Raw genomic sequence first — 13,913 nt, forward strand, 5'->3', positions numbered from 1 at the left:
GGTAAATTTAGTTCAGGACAAATAACTTCCTGACATAATGTTTTAACTATTATATCATCATATATATAAGAATCATCTAAGGCCTGAAGATTACTGTAAGGAGTATATTCATTCTTGGGAATTTTTAATAATAATGCCACATCATCAAGCATATCTAGATAACTGTTACCATTACCTCTAAAAATATTGGCAATAGTATTACCACCAGACCAAGTCAATTCTCGAACAAGTTTCTCATTTAAAAAAGGTTTATTAACTTGATATGGTAAAGTAGTATCGTTTTCCAATATTCTTGTAAGTTGTAATTTTTCCTCTGTAGTTGCTAAATATAAAATTTTAAGCAGTTCATGATTTGCATAAAATTGATTGTTAAATGAGTTCACTATGCAACCTGTATATGTTGAGTATTATGTCAATATATTCTCTAATATATATTTATAAAAAACAATAACTTATACAAGTTATTTAACATAAAATCTCTTATGCGCAGTTCGAGTGTAAGCCCCAAGTAGAAATGTCCGGTTTAACGATTGCCCGTCCTAAGATCTCAGAACGTAAGGTACTTTGATGAACATCCTGGTTCTCAAAACTCGAAACTTTATTGAAAAGTTCTATTGAGGTTTATAAGTACCTCAAAATAAAAAAATGCCTGAAGTTCAGGCATTTTTTACGTCATCAATCTCTACTAAAAAGCTTACAGCTATCAAAAAATGAAAGTTTTACTCTTTTGAATACGACTTAATTTTTTCAAAAATTGGATAGAAATCTAATCCCTCATCTTTCATCGTAGAAATCAACGCAACGATTACAGCGATATGTGTAGGAACCACACCTTGTTTACTGTAATTCGTAATCGAATTGGGTTTCATATCCAATAAGGCAGCAAATTCCTTAATTGAAAGCCCTGCTTTACCGATAAGACGTTGAAATTCAGTATATGGCATTTGATTAAATTTATAGAAATCGTGTTTTGAGATTATAGCATAGGGTTATATTTACATAAAAACACATAAAATTATGTGGTAAACACATTATTTTATGTGTTATAAATAGTTTATCAACGAAACTATTTATCATCTCTATAGGAGACATACTATGTACTCATACCCTAATTCAAACGCTGAAAAGAAAATTGCCCTCATGATCATCAATGACTTTTTCATTCAAAAAGCACATGAACTCTGGATTTTTTTACAACTCGACCCGAGCTTTAACGACTATGAAGCAACAGTCATTTGGACTCGACGTTATCTAGAGGAACACCCAGAAGGTGAATACAGCGACATTCAAAAAGCCTTCCTTTCTTGTTTCCCAGAACACTTCTTCAACTTTGACTATTGAGTTATGAATCGTCTTTACTCTTTTGTGGCTTGAAACCCGCATAAACACTATAAAACCCTGGCAGGATACCGGGGTTTTTTATTGCAATATTCTACACACCTGGCAAATTGGCAATCATCATCATGATTATTCGGAATTTATCCTTCTTATTGTTTAAGAAAGTGGATATCTAAATCCAATCAATCACTGAGAAGCCAGATATATCTAGCTTTTATTACTCTGTACACGACAAATTTCACAGAACCCTTATCCTATCAGGGTTCTGCCTTCTTAAAATTGCCAAAATTTCCTTAAACTCTTCTTTTTTCCCAAAACCAATTAAACGCTGAATCGCCATTTGAACATAGTCTAAACCATAGCGAAATAAACTCATTGAGAGTCGTCCATGCTTCTTTATTTTTATCGCTTTTTTTTGATCATGTTGCCATTCACCCGTTAAGTAACACCAACAGAAGCTTATAGCTAACACCGCAATCAATTTTTTCACTCGTCTAGGGTCTGTCAAGCGCGTATTTTCAAGATTAAACCCGCGTCCTTTGAGACAACTGAATAAGGTTTCAATTTCCCAGCGTAATGCATAATCCTGAATAGCATTGGCATTAAACTGAGGAGAAACGACGAGTAAAAGCTCTCCATTTTCTAACTGTAGTGCACTTATATATAGTTTCACCCGACCAACCAAAATCCGTCGTTTACGACATTCAATTTGACCAACTTTAAGATGGCGAAATAAATCACTAATTTTATGATTCTTTCCTAAATGATTGGTGACAATGAAGTTTTTTTAACACGAATGCAGAAGTTGATGTCTTGTTCAATTAACCATGTAAACCACTGCTCACCGATAAACTCTCTGTCTGCGAACACATTCACAATACGGTCTTTACCAAAAATGGCTATAAAGCGTTGAATCAAAGCAATACGCTCTTTCGTATCTGAATTTCCACGTTTATTAAGCAATGTCCAAAGGATAGGTATCGCTATTCCACGATAAACGATTGCGAGCATCAGGATATTAATATTTCGTTTTCCCCATTTCCAATTGGTTCTATCTAAAGTCAGTTGCACTTGGTCGAATGAAAACATATTGAAAATCAACTGAGAAATTTGACGATAATCAAAATACTGACCTGCAAAGAAGCGCTGCATACGTCGATAAAATGATTGTGGTAAGCACTTGATGGGCAAGGCTTTAGATGCAGAAGAAAGATTACATGTTTGCTTTAAAATAATCACAAGCATGATGAGCGCAAAGCACTTTAAATGTGACTTGTTCCATTTTAGATATTTGTTTAAGATAAGATATAACTCATTGAGATGTGTCATAGTATTCGTCGTTAGAAAACAATTATTATGACATTATTTCAATGAGTTATCTATTTTTGTCGTGTACAGAGAATATCCTGAACTTATGAAAACTCTTATTTTGTTGCCTTTACTTAGTTGCTTGAGCCTGACAGCCTGTAGCTTGCCTGTTTCAAATTCGTCCTCTCAAATCACTTCAACTCAATCTATTCAAACCATTGCCAAATTATTTGATCAGGCACAAAGCTCTGGCGTTTTAGTAATTCAACGGGGCCCACATCTACAGGTCTATGGCAATGATTTGAGTCGTGCACATACCGAATATATTCCTGCTTCAACCTTTAAAATACTCAATGCCCTGATTGGCCTGCAACATGGTAAAGCCACGACCAATGAAATCTTTAAATGGGATGGCAAGAAGCGCAGTTTTGCAGCCTGGGAAAAAGACATGACTCTCGGCCAAGCCATGCAAGCTTCTGCTGTACCCGTCTATCAGGAACTGGCACGTCGCATTGGTCTGGAACTAATGCAACAGGAAGTGCAACGCATTCGATTTGGTAATCAGCAGATTGGTCAGCATATCGACAACTTCTGGTTAGTCGGACCTTTGAAAATCACCCCGGAACAAGAAGTCGAATTTGCCTCTGCGCTTGCTCAAGAGCAACTTGCCTTTGATCCTCAAGTCCAGCAACAAGTCAAAGCCATGTTACTGTTACAGGAGCGACAAGATTATCGACTATATGCCAAATCTGGTTGGGGTATGGATGTGGAGCCGCAAGTCGGCTGGCTCACCGGCTGGATCGAAACACCTCAGGACGAAATCGTGGCATTTTCACTGAATATGCAGATGCAAAGTAATATGGATCCGGCGATCCGTCTTAAAATTTTGCAGCAGGCCTTGGCCGAATTAGCGCTTTATCCGAAAGCTGAAGGGTAACGTAAATAGGCATGGGAAAAACGCCAAATTTAAGCTATATTTTTAAGAATAAACATTTAAATCTCTGTACACGACAAAAATAGATAACTCATTGAAATAATGTCATAATAATTGTTTTCTAACGACGAATACTATGACACATCTCAATGAGTTATATCTTATCTTAAACAAATATCTAAAATGGAACAAGTCACATTTAAAGTGCTTTGCGCTCATCATGCTTGTGATTATTTTAAAGCAAACATGTAATCTTTCTTCTGCATCTAAAGCCTTGCCCATCAAGTGCTTACCACAATCATTTTATCGACGTATGCAGCGCTTCTTTGCAGGTCAGTATTTTGATTATCGTCAAATTTCTCAGTTGATTTTCAATATGTTTTCATTCGACCAAGTGCAACTGACTTTAGATAGAACCAATTGGAAATGGGGAAAACGAAATATTAATATCCTGATGCTCGCAATCGTTTATCGTGGAATAGCGATACCTATCCTTTGGACATTGCTTAATAAACGTGGAAATTCAGATACGAAAGAGCGTATTGCTTTGATTCAACGCTTTATAGCCATTTTTGGTAAAGACCGTATTGTGAATGTGTTCGCAGACAGAGAGTTTATCGGTGAGCAGTGGTTTACATGGTTAATTGAACAAGACATCAACTTCTGCATTCGTGTTAAAAAAACTTCATTGTCACCAATCATTTAGGAAAGAATCATAAAATTAGTGATTTATTTCGCCATCTTCAAGTTGGTCAAATTGAATGTCGTAAACGACGGATTTTGGTTGGTCGGGTGAAACTATATATAAGTGCACTACAGTTAGAAAATGGAGAGCTTTTACTCGTCGTTTCTCCTCAGTTTAATGCCAATGCTATTCAGGATTATGCATTACGCTGGGAAATTGAAACCTTATTCAGTTGTCTCAAAGGACGCGGGTTTAATCTTGAAAATACGCGCTTGACAGACCCTAGACGAGTGAAAAAATTGATTGCGGTGTTAGCTATAAGCTTCTGTTGGTGTTACTTAACGGGTGAATGGCAACATGATCAAAAAAAAGCGATAAAAATAAAGAAGCATGGACGACTCTCAATGAGTTTATTTCGCTATGGTTTAGACTATGTTCAAATGGCGATTCAGCGTTTAATTGGTTTTGGGAAAAAAGAAGAGTTTAAGGAAATTTTGGCAATTTTAAGAAGGCAGAACCCTGATAGGATAAGGGTTCTGTGAAATTTGTCGTGTACAGAGCTTTTATTATTAAAAATAACTTATTTTAATTTATTTATTTTTAACTATTTTTTATATTGACACTCTGATAAAGATGACATAATTGCTTTTATATACTCAGGAACAATTTCACCTTCATACTCAATCATTGCTAATTTATCAATGACCTTAAAAAATATTGGCCAACTGAAGAGAAACGTTTCAAGATTCGCCTCAATCTGCTCAAATATTATAGATTTTTCGATCTTATTTATGATCCTCTTATTTCCTACAATGGCTTTTCTAACTTGATCTGGTGTCAAAGTATCAATATTAAGACCCAATTCTTTATAAGCAGCAATGACAGCGCCACCTAACTGATATTTTCGATGATCTGCTGCTGTTCTTTTTTTATTGATTTCTTTTTTTTGAATCTGGCTTAAGTACAGTTCTAAATCCTTATACTCCAATTTTTGTGCTTTAAACTTTAGATAACGAGTACACATCGTTTTCAAAATATTTGTCTTTGTTGGATCTAGTTCATTGTTCTGATATCCCTGATACAACTGCACAAACTTTTCTTCATAGTCTGTACGTTTTGGATTTTCAGACAACTCATCAAACAATAGCTTTAACTTCATGTGCTCACGATAAGGTTTTAAGGCCTCTTTCACTAAGATCTGTTGAGCTTCAGACAACATTTCAAAGTCGAAATCTTCAGCCTGTAGTGCATCGACAACTTGATTTTCTAATTTAGAACGAGGATCTTTTTCTAATAAAAACTCCACGAAAGCATGTAATTCCGCTACCTGAAGTAACTGAGCTGGTCTGCCTCTTTTCTTTGCTTTTTCCTGGGTCATATCATCTGCCGCTAAATTTTCAGAACTGCTACCGATTTAAATATGGTTTTACCATATTTAAATCGGGCAGTCTGAAAATAATTATTTAAATTAAAAATAAAATTTCTTGAAAAGAATTTTTATTTTTAATTTAAATAATTCGCACTTGACAGTTTCTCCTGATCGGAGAAACTAGTACGCAATGGGGCGATTCCCCCTTGACCCCCTTCAACCGGATTTTTCAGCCATCCAGGCATTCCAAATCCGGGCGGTTTTCATTCCGTTTCACTACATAAAAACCGGTCTAGAACCCAACAGAGGTAAGCATGGCCAGCTATCATTTCAGCGTCAAAAGTAAAAATAAAGGCTACGCCATTCAGCATTACCTCTACATTGCACGGCTAATGCAGTATGAGCAGGTTCGCAAAAACAGTAATGAGGTGCTGGAACATGTTGAGCCTGGCCGCTGTATGCCTTCTTTCGTTAAAGATCCAATCGAATTTTGGCATGCAGCAGATACTTATGAACGAGCGAATGCCAAGGCCTATATGGAGTATGAAATTGCCCTACCAAATGAATTCACGCCAGAACAGCGTAAAACGCTCATAGAGACATTTTTAGACAAACATGTAGCTAGCTTCAACTATCCACATTCATACGCCATACACAACGTAAAATCACGCATTAGTGGCGAAGAACAGCCCCATTGCCACCTCATGTTTTCCCTCAAAGCCGATGACGGCATTGAACGCACAGTAGAACAGTACTTTAAACGCTACAATCCTCAAGATCCGGCAAAAGGCGGTGCCAAGAAAATCCAACTCCAAAATGGTCATGATGATTATTCAGCTTTCCTGATCTATATCCGGAAACAATGGGAAAACCACCTCAATGATGCTTTGGCCGAGCACTGCCCTACTGTGACCTACCAGATTGACGGCCAAGACATAACCATCAAAAATCAGGTTTCAGCAGACAGCTATGAAAAATATAACGAGATCCACGGCACGCTATACCTTCCAGAGCCAAAACTAGGCGTTGGCCAACAAAATGCGACAGCGGAATATCTCGCCCAAATCCAAAAAATCAGAGAACACAACCAGCAAGAACGAAAACTCGAAGAACGCCAAAAGCAATTAGATCAACAACATGAATATTTTTATAGTGCTGAAAACCATCCATTTTCATCATTGGAAGTGATGTATTACCTGAATTATTTAGTGAAGAACCAGAAAAATAAGGAAAAACTGGAAAAAGATTTTAGTGAAATTATCAAAACCCAAGAGCCTATATTGCATCAAGAAGGCTGGAACCTTCAGAACATGAATCGAAAATTGAGAGATTCAGAGCATAACTCAACGCCATGCTTTGAGTTTGAAGTGCATTCCCAGCCAAAGTATCCATTACCCATGCAGAATAAGCCCCCTCAACCGGTTCAACCCGAACAGCCAAAGCCAAAATCTGATGATTATGATTACGGTGGTCCAGGTTTTTAAAATTATCTGGTTTTATTCAGGCCTTACAGAGCGAGTGTCTACGAGCGAACAGACACAATTAAAATTTTCGCCATGTTTTTTCCCTGATTACAAGCTCCCCTTTGCTGTAGAGATTTAGGTGCAGAGCATCCCGTAGGGTGCGAACAGATTGAATGTGCTTCTAGACCGAGCGAAGCGAGCATAAAAAAACTTATGAGCGAAGCGAATTCCGAGCTGCTTTTGCTTTTTTTGAAGTTATCACGAGATTAACCCAAAAATGGCCCCTTCGAACTGAGCGTAAGCGAAGTTCAATAGAGTTTGAGCGTAGCGAAAACATAGGGCAATTTTTAAAGGTGTATATATTTTTTAATATTTTTAACTTTTAAATACTTTTAGAACGTCTGTAATGCTCATATAGAAAGGATTATAGATATTTAATTCATACATTTACCTAGGAAACTCCATACATTTACCTAGGAAACTCCATACATTTACCTAGGAAACTTCATACATTTACCTAGATCTTCATACATTTACCTAGATATAAATAATCTCTATATTTTTAGCTAATTTTAGTTCTTTCACTATTTGTTTTGATTGATTCTTATACTTATAATTTATAAATCAGACTATTTTTTATACTCCAAATTTATAGATGGATAATTTTTTATACTTTGATAAAGATCAAAAAATTAAAAAAACACTGTACAAAAGAATAATCATACATTTTTCTAGGTTTGACTTTACTATTGTTAGCTCATATATTCATACATTATCAAATATGTATGAATTAAAAAAATATGGATTCTCAATTAGATACTATAGTAGTTGATGATCATGAATACCCTATTCAAAAGCCTGTAGCTCAATATCCAGCAGAATATACAGTCATGCAGAATAGGATGATCGAAGCGTGGAATAGCATGTCCGTAGATGAAAAAAGGATCTTTATTTTAGCTAGCCCTATAGTTCGTCTTAATCCAATGAGTGAATCTAGTAAATTTACTATTACTGCTAAAGACTTTGCTGAAGCATGTGATATCGAACTAGGCAGTGCCTACTCTCAATTAAAAAGAGCTGCTGATGATCTTCGTGGAAGATACTTTTCTTACATAAATACAAAAGGTAATCGCGTGTCGGTTCACTGGGTAATTCGTATTGAATATGCAGATGGAAAAATAAGCTTTTACTTCACAAATGAAGTCCTGTTTATGTTGTCTATATTTAATAACAATCATCCATACACAAAGTTTACAATTAAAGAAGTTTTACAGCTAAGAGGATCCCACTCCATCCAGCTTTATCAATTATTAAAACAATACGAAAATATAGGACACAGAGATTTCAAAGAAGAAGAGTTCAGAAATATATTCGAGTTACAAAATAAGTATTCCTTGCTTTGGAATTTAAAAAAAAGAGTTATCGTACCAGCGGTATCAGAAATTAATAAATCTACTGAACTACAAGTATCTTTCTCCAACCTTAAAGATGGCAAAAAAATTACAGGTTTTAGATTCGTAATTGGAAAAAAAGAAACTACGAAGCCTTCTAAAGAAAAGAAAAAAGAAAAGCCTCTTACAGTTAGCCAAATTGATTTGTTCTCAAACAAACTTGCCTATGACTCAGCTTTTGCGAACCAATATAGTGAAGTTGGTGAGAGTTATGAGGATTTTGCTAAACGAATTGCTAATCAGCTAATAGACCCTGCAAAAGTAAGAGAATATATGCCTTACTTAAAGCAGTTAGGATTCAAGTCATTAAGTTAATTGACACTGTCAATTGAATAGTCAATTATTAACATGACTTGATAACAACTTTACAACTATGAAAAAGCTATCAGTATCGGAACTTGCAAAGCTATATGGATATTCACGACAAGCTATATATGCTCATATTAATAAAGGAAATTTATCTAAAAGCTCAGATGGTTTGATTGACTTTGCAGAGGCACTTAGAGTCTTTGGAGAACCACAAAACAAAAATGTAACTGTCAATCAAAGTAAATCAACTGACAGTCAAAACTTAACAGAAATTGACATGCTAAAACGTCAAGTTGACATGCTTGAACGTCAATTAAACCAATCAATTTTGCGAGAAAATCAGTCTTTAGAGAGAGAAAACTTCTACCAAGAACAAATCGAAGCAATGCAACGCCTACTGGAAGCCCCAAAACCTCCAAAGGTAGAAGATCCAACACCAGTTGCCCCCCCCCAAGAGACTGTTGAATCAAAAGAAGAAGCTGAGATTCAGACTGAGATCCAAGAGCCTAAGAAGCGAATTCCAGTACCAGAGCATATTGAACCTGAACCTGAAAAAAGAGGCTTTTGGAGCCGTTTTTTTAGACCCTATGATTAACCACGATTGTTTACCTGATATGAACAAAGTCGTGAAACATTGATCAAATAATAAGCGTGGAACGTGAAAAATCATAAAAAAAACCCACCTTGGGGAAGATGGGCTATCAACTAGAAACTACAGCATTGATTTCTAAGTGGAATTATAATGCATTTCGTATAAGGTGTATTATGTTAATTTTAGGGAATCTTAACATTTTCTTAGAAAGAGGATAAATCTAATAAAATTAAGAAATTCACAAAATATATTGTAGAATCATTGACTAAGTTATTTTTAATTATGCATAAGTTATATGTTGGATTCTCCTGAAAAATTAAACCTATTGAGGATATTAATAAAAATTCTGTGGCAATAGATGCATTAAATGAAAGGGAATAGCCAAGAGAAAGCGTAGAAATAAACCTACGCTTTAAAAAAATAAATTATTCCACTTAACGTAAAATCTCATCTACAAAATTCAAAATGACAACAGCAACTCGATGTCTATCTAGTTTACTTAAAGTCATGTATAACTGAATTAGATGATGGTGGATATTACCCAATCATGGCTAGACTAGTAAGAACTTCAGTTAAGTTCCTAATAACATTATCTTAATAATAGTAGTTGAATTATGACGCATCCAGTTATTGAACAAATTAATAAGGCCGATAAAGCGATTGTTGCTGAAGATTTTGATACGCTCATGGATATTTATACAAATGATGCTGTATTAGTTGTTCAGCCTGGTCAAAATGCAGTAGGTAAAGATGCTATTCGTAAAGCCTTTGAAGCTATCGCTATATATTTTAAAAATGGACTACAAGTAAGACAACAAGGTATAGAAGTTCTTGAAACTGGAAACTCAGCCTTAGTCTTGGCCAATACCATTGTATCAGCACCCAATTATCCTGAAGTAATCCGTAAAGCAACATATGTATTTACAAAGAATTCCGAAGGCACTTGGCTATGCTCGATAGACAATTCATATGGCCATGAAATCATAGGTACGTATTCAAAATAATACAGAATAGAGTCCATTTAACATAATGGCTGTTATACGCAATAAAAAAACCTGGGCACCAACCCAGGTCTAAAATTTAAAAAACAGATAAATATCAGTGCAATAAACTCATTTTTCTAATTTCGCATAACGTGTATTATGTTAATTTTAGTAGAACTAATAAATCTATATATTTGAAAATGTCATTTTACTCAATTAAATACTCTTCAGATATTTCACACTGTTCAACAAAAAAATGATCATGTGAAACTAAAATTACAGCGCCCTGATATTGGCTAATAGCCTGCGATAGAAGCTCTCTAGACTCAATATCTAAATGATTTTCTGGTTCATCAAGCAATAATAAATCAATACCATCAGGATAGTGACTCATTGCTAATAATGCGACTTTCAATTTTTCACCACCACTCAGTTCTGATAGTTTTAATAAAGCTTTTTCACGACGAATACGTAACTGACCTAACAAATTTCTCCACTCAACTTCAGTAAGATTGGAGTTATAAAGTGCAAGGTTTTCGATTACGGATAAATCATTATTTAATAAACTAAAGTTTTGATCTAAATACAAACATGTTCCACTAAAGAAAATATCATCACGTTGATGGGTAGAAATCAATTTCAATAAGGTTGATTTACCAATTCCATTAGCACCTTTAAGATGGATTTTTTCGCCAGCTTTCAATGCAAAATTAATTTTATTTGTTGCTGTATGGGGTAGCTTTAAATCATAAATTCTTAAAATCTCTCCTTGCTTCGTACTCTGTAAGTGGAATTCAAACTTCTGAGCTTTGATTTTTTCTACAATGGTCTGCCTATTAATCAGACTATTTTTCAAATCATCAGTTTGTCGAGTTTGTTGGGCACGTAGCTTACCTAAGCTTTGTCCAGCATTTTCCTTTTTGAAATCTAGAACAGTCTTTGCTTGAGAATTAGAATCACGAAGTTCATTGCCTTTAGATTGACGTTTATTCGCTTTCATTAAGCTATCATGTTGCCGTTGTTTTAACTGCTTTAATTCTTTTTTCTCATTATTAATAGACTGAGTTAATGCATCCATGTGTAGCTGATGCTGTTGAATGTAATGCTCATAATTACCTTTGTAGTGTTGTAAGCCTAATTCAGTTAAAGCATAAATATGTTGGACTTGATTGAGTAATTGGCGATCATGACTAATCAGGCATACACCACTAGGGTGTGCCAAAATACTCTCAATTAACCATTGTCTAGATGTTGAGTCTAAATGGTTGCTTGGTTCATCTAAAAGTAGATAGTGATCCTTTTTTAAAAACAAACGACATAAAGCCAGCTTTGTTTTTTGTCCTTCACTCAGTTTTTCTGTTGGAAAGTTCAAATCCGTAGGTAAGTCAGCATTTTCAAGTATATTTTGCCATTTTTGTGGTAAATCCCAGGTATTTTCAACTAACTCATAATCATCAAAACTAGCTGTATTGTTCTCTATACGCCGAAAAGCATGATGTAAATGATCTACCTCTAATGCTTGTGCAATATTTTCAGCATTAAGGCGTTCTAATTGTGCCAAATAATCATGTTGGATATTCCATGAAACTTGACCACTATAATGAATATCTAAAGCTTGGCTTTGATCTAATATTCTGAACAATAGGGATTTACCTAAACCATTACGTCCAATTAATGCAGAAACCTGTCCTGATAAAAGCGTAATGTTTAGCTGATCAAACATTTTCTGTGTAGAAAATTCTAAATTTAAGTTTGAAGCAATACATGCATGTTGCATAAAAAATTCCTCATGTAGAGGATATGCAAAATAGTGAAGATTAACTTATAAAAAACAATATATTATTTAGGATATAAAGTAGAGACCAAGAATATATAGCCACAAGTAGAATCTATTTTGCACATCAAAAGTTTAAAAATAATGATGAGAAAATGACTTACTTCATTGGCGTTACTCTTGGGAGGATGATTTGAATAAGGTTATTTTATAATGATAAGACAATCTGTCAAGCTTGTACTAAAGCTTCTAAAAGTTATTTAACATAATGGTGGTTATACGCAATACACTTGTATATTAATATAAATATCAAATACTTAATAAAACCAGAAAAATCTAAAAATGCCCCAAAAGCCGATTTTGAAACAAGTCGGCTTTTTTATGAGCAGTTTTGGAATGTTTTGCCAATAATTTTGACTAAAAATTACGCTTCTCAACTTGAGAGATACAATTTTGTGATACATTATTGTATATACAAATTTGAATGTTTTTTATGAAACAGTATTTCGAATGGGATGAGGCTAAGAATCGAAAGAATCAGAAAAAACACGATGTCTCTTTCGAAACGGCAAGCCTTGTTTTTGATGATCCATTAAGGATCTCAATCCAGGACAGACATACCGATGGTGAAGAACGTTGGCAAACCATTGGAAAAGTAAAAGGCGTACTAATGCTGTTAGTAGCTCACACCATCTTTGATGAAGATGACTGTGAAATCATACGAATCATTAGTGCAAGACAAGTCACTAAGGCGGAGCGAGATAGATATGAGCATGGTTAGATACTCACGCAAAGAACTGAATGAAAAATTCAGCGACAAGCAAGATGCTGAAATTCAACGCTTGCTTGCTAAGGGAACGGTTCCTGACGATCAGCTAGATCTCTCAGATATGCCTGAAATTACCGACTGGAGCAATGCTGTACGCCATAATCAATTCTATCGCCCAGTGAAGCAACAAACTTCCATTCGTTTAGATGCTGATGTACTTGCATGGTTTAAAGCTCAAGGCAAAGGCTATCAAACACGAATGAATGAAATTTTGCGGGATGCCATGCTAAAAGAATTAAAAAATCATCAGTAAAAATGGGAGCTTAAGCTCCCATTGTTGACTTCGTATAACGTGTATTATGTTAATTTTAGATAGTATTAAAGATAAATAGTTTCACTAATCAAACTAAATTGCTTTTTGTTCCAATAAGCGCATTCTAATCAGTGCAATGGTAAGCACTATTTTACTAACCTTTTGTTTATTTGGTGCTGCGAAACTCCATAGTAAATACCCGCCTGCGGCTCCCCAACCTACTGGACCTAAAATAATACTTAAAAATGAAGAGGCACCTGTAAATACTCCAAATCCTAAAGCACCTAATCCTAGTTTAGATAGAGTCATAGACATCAGCATATAGGTAGTAAAGCCACCTAATTCACCTATAACGATTAAGCCAGCTACACCGGATGAAATTTTTTTACTATCAATTCCCTTTTCAATAGCTAGTGCTTGAATAGCTTTATCGAACTCAAGTTTTTCTTTGGTACTCATTTTTTCATAAGTCATTTCCATGAACTTATAAATAATTTTTTCTTCCAACTTAACTGTATGATTAATAATAAATTCATATAATCTGTTTTCTATATTTTTCTTATCTTCTTTATACTTATCTACATTGTTTTTATAAACTTTTTTTGCTGCAGTTAATTCTGAAGTT

15 protein-coding genes are annotated in these 13,913 nt (G+C 34.9%); 9 read left to right on the forward strand and 6 right to left on the reverse strand.

The window, feature by feature from the left end:
- Together K1T76_RS14750 and K1T76_RS14755 are read right to left on the reverse strand one after the other, a co-directional pair.
- Positions 1–383, reverse strand: a 383-nt coding sequence (locus tag K1T76_RS14750; RefSeq protein WP_230245732.1) for a hypothetical protein, incomplete at its 3' end; no start/stop codon positions are given.
- 336 nt (positions 384–719) lie between these two features.
- Positions 720–944 carry a hypothetical protein gene (locus K1T76_RS14755; RefSeq protein WP_004728467.1) on the reverse strand — a complete coding sequence of 75 codons (225 nt, stop codon included), beginning with the start codon at positions 942–944 and terminating at the stop codon, positions 720–722.
- Positions 945–1,095: 151 nt separating this feature from the next.
- On the opposite strand from K1T76_RS14755, the gene K1T76_RS14760 reads away from it, so the two are divergent.
- Positions 1,096–1,341 carry a hypothetical protein gene (locus K1T76_RS14760; protein ID WP_004728465.1) on the forward strand — a complete coding sequence of 82 codons (246 nt, stop codon included), beginning with the start codon at positions 1,096–1,098 and terminating at the stop codon, positions 1,339–1,341.
- A 235-nt stretch (positions 1,342–1,576) separates the two neighbouring features.
- On the opposite strand, the gene K1T76_RS14765 is transcribed toward K1T76_RS14760, so the two are convergent.
- A protein-coding gene (locus tag K1T76_RS14765; RefSeq protein ID WP_085940413.1) for an IS4-like element ISAba1 family transposase occupies positions 1,577–2,667 on the reverse strand; the annotation gives its coding sequence in 2 pieces (ribosomal slippage) (positions 1,577–2,127 and positions 2,127–2,667; 1,092 coding nt in all).
- Positions 2,668–2,752: 85 nt separating this feature from the next.
- Between K1T76_RS14765 and K1T76_RS14770 the strand changes: the two genes are divergently transcribed.
- Positions 2,753–3,583, forward strand: a complete 831-nt coding sequence (locus tag K1T76_RS14770; protein WP_000854009.1) for an OXA-134 family carbapenem-hydrolyzing class D beta-lactamase OXA-235 — start codon at positions 2,753–2,755, stop codon at positions 3,581–3,583.
- A gap of 133 nt (positions 3,584–3,716) precedes the next feature.
- Positions 3,717–4,807 (forward strand): IS4-like element ISAba1 family transposase gene (locus tag K1T76_RS14775; RefSeq protein ID WP_094190431.1). Its coding sequence is split into 2 segments (ribosomal slippage): positions 3,717–4,257 and positions 4,257–4,807, totalling 1,092 coding nucleotides; the frame shifts between segments, so codons are not numbered across the junction.
- Positions 4,808–4,869: 62 nt separating this feature from the next.
- On the opposite strand, the gene K1T76_RS14780 is transcribed toward K1T76_RS14775, so the two are convergent.
- Positions 4,870–5,643, reverse strand: coding sequence for a hypothetical protein (locus tag K1T76_RS14780; RefSeq protein WP_179990983.1), 774 nt, complete (start codon positions 5,641–5,643; stop codon positions 4,870–4,872).
- A gap of 305 nt (positions 5,644–5,948) precedes the next feature.
- On the opposite strand from K1T76_RS14780, the gene K1T76_RS14785 reads away from it, so the two are divergent.
- From K1T76_RS14785 to K1T76_RS14800, 4 genes are all read left to right on the forward strand, one after another.
- On the forward strand, positions 5,949–7,118 hold the full coding sequence (locus K1T76_RS14785) for a MobA/MobL family protein (RefSeq protein WP_230245733.1): 1,170 nt from the start codon (positions 5,949–5,951) through the stop codon (positions 7,116–7,118).
- A 779-nt stretch (positions 7,119–7,897) separates the two neighbouring features.
- A complete protein-coding gene (locus K1T76_RS14790) occupies positions 7,898–8,863 on the forward strand; it encodes a RepB family plasmid replication initiator protein (protein WP_178319600.1) in 966 nt (321 codons plus the stop codon).
- Positions 8,864–8,921: 58 nt separating this feature from the next.
- Positions 8,922–9,452 carry a plasmid replication DNA-binding protein gene (locus K1T76_RS14795; RefSeq protein ID WP_178319599.1) on the forward strand — a complete coding sequence of 177 codons (531 nt, stop codon included), beginning with the start codon at positions 8,922–8,924 and terminating at the stop codon, positions 9,450–9,452.
- 611 nt (positions 9,453–10,063) lie between these two features.
- Complete coding sequence (locus K1T76_RS14800) at positions 10,064–10,453, forward strand: YybH family protein (protein ID WP_068975737.1); 390 nt, start codon at positions 10,064–10,066, stop codon at positions 10,451–10,453.
- Positions 10,454–10,640: 187 nt separating this feature from the next.
- On the opposite strand, the gene K1T76_RS14805 is transcribed toward K1T76_RS14800, so the two are convergent.
- Entirely contained in the window at positions 10,641–12,209 is a 1,569-nt protein-coding gene (locus K1T76_RS14805; protein WP_230245734.1) for an ATP-binding cassette domain-containing protein, read from the reverse strand.
- Between the two features lie 490 nt (positions 12,210–12,699).
- On the opposite strand from K1T76_RS14805, the gene K1T76_RS14810 reads away from it, so the two are divergent.
- Both K1T76_RS14810 and K1T76_RS14815 read left to right on the forward strand, forming a co-directional pair.
- On the forward strand, positions 12,700–12,987 hold the full coding sequence (locus tag K1T76_RS14810) for a BrnT family toxin (protein ID WP_068975324.1): 288 nt from the start codon (positions 12,700–12,702) through the stop codon (positions 12,985–12,987).
- Positions 12,974–13,288: a BrnA antitoxin family protein gene (locus tag K1T76_RS14815; protein ID WP_005098515.1), complete on the forward strand. Its 315-nt coding sequence runs from the start codon at positions 12,974–12,976 to the stop codon at positions 13,286–13,288. Before K1T76_RS14810 ends, K1T76_RS14815 begins: the two co-directional genes overlap by 14 nt.
- Positions 13,289–13,381: 93 nt before the next feature.
- On the opposite strand, the gene K1T76_RS14820 is transcribed toward K1T76_RS14815, so the two are convergent.
- A partial coding sequence (locus K1T76_RS14820) for a hypothetical protein (RefSeq protein ID WP_230245735.1) occupies positions 13,382–13,913 on the reverse strand: 532 nt, incomplete at its 5' end.

Origin of the sequence: Acinetobacter sp. PW68 (genome assembly GCF_020982655.1) — a bacterium.
Lineage (GTDB): Bacteria > Pseudomonadota > Gammaproteobacteria > Pseudomonadales > Moraxellaceae > Acinetobacter > Acinetobacter towneri_A.

Excerpts from the sequence above, each read along its gene's own strand:
- K1T76_RS14800 (WP_068975737.1), top strand. The coding sequence starts at position 10,064 with ATGACGCATCCAGTTATTGAACAAATTAATAAGGCCGATAAAGCGATT.
- K1T76_RS14795 (WP_178319599.1), top strand. The coding sequence starts at position 8,922 with ATGAAAAAGCTATCAGTATCGGAACTTGCAAAGCTATATGGATATTCA.
- K1T76_RS14815 (WP_005098515.1), top strand. The coding sequence starts at position 12,974 with ATGAGCATGGTTAGATACTCACGCAAAGAACTGAATGAAAAATTCAGC.
- K1T76_RS14770 (WP_000854009.1), top strand. The coding sequence starts at position 2,753 with ATGAAAACTCTTATTTTGTTGCCTTTACTTAGTTGCTTGAGCCTGACA.
- K1T76_RS14785 (WP_230245733.1), top strand. The coding sequence starts at position 5,949 with ATGGCCAGCTATCATTTCAGCGTCAAAAGTAAAAATAAAGGCTACGCC.
- K1T76_RS14760 (WP_004728465.1), top strand. The coding sequence starts at position 1,096 with ATGTACTCATACCCTAATTCAAACGCTGAAAAGAAAATTGCCCTCATG.
- K1T76_RS14790 (WP_178319600.1), top strand. The coding sequence starts at position 7,898 with ATGGATTCTCAATTAGATACTATAGTAGTTGATGATCATGAATACCCT.
- K1T76_RS14755 (WP_004728467.1), bottom strand. The coding sequence starts at position 944 with ATGCCATATACTGAATTTCAACGTCTTATCGGTAAAGCAGGGCTTTCA.
- K1T76_RS14805 (WP_230245734.1), bottom strand. The coding sequence starts at position 12,209 with ATGCAACATGCATGTATTGCTTCAAACTTAAATTTAGAATTTTCTACA.
- K1T76_RS14780 (WP_179990983.1), bottom strand. The coding sequence starts at position 5,643 with ATGACCCAGGAAAAAGCAAAGAAAAGAGGCAGACCAGCTCAGTTACTT.
- K1T76_RS14810 (WP_068975324.1), top strand. The coding sequence starts at position 12,700 with ATGAAACAGTATTTCGAATGGGATGAGGCTAAGAATCGAAAGAATCAG.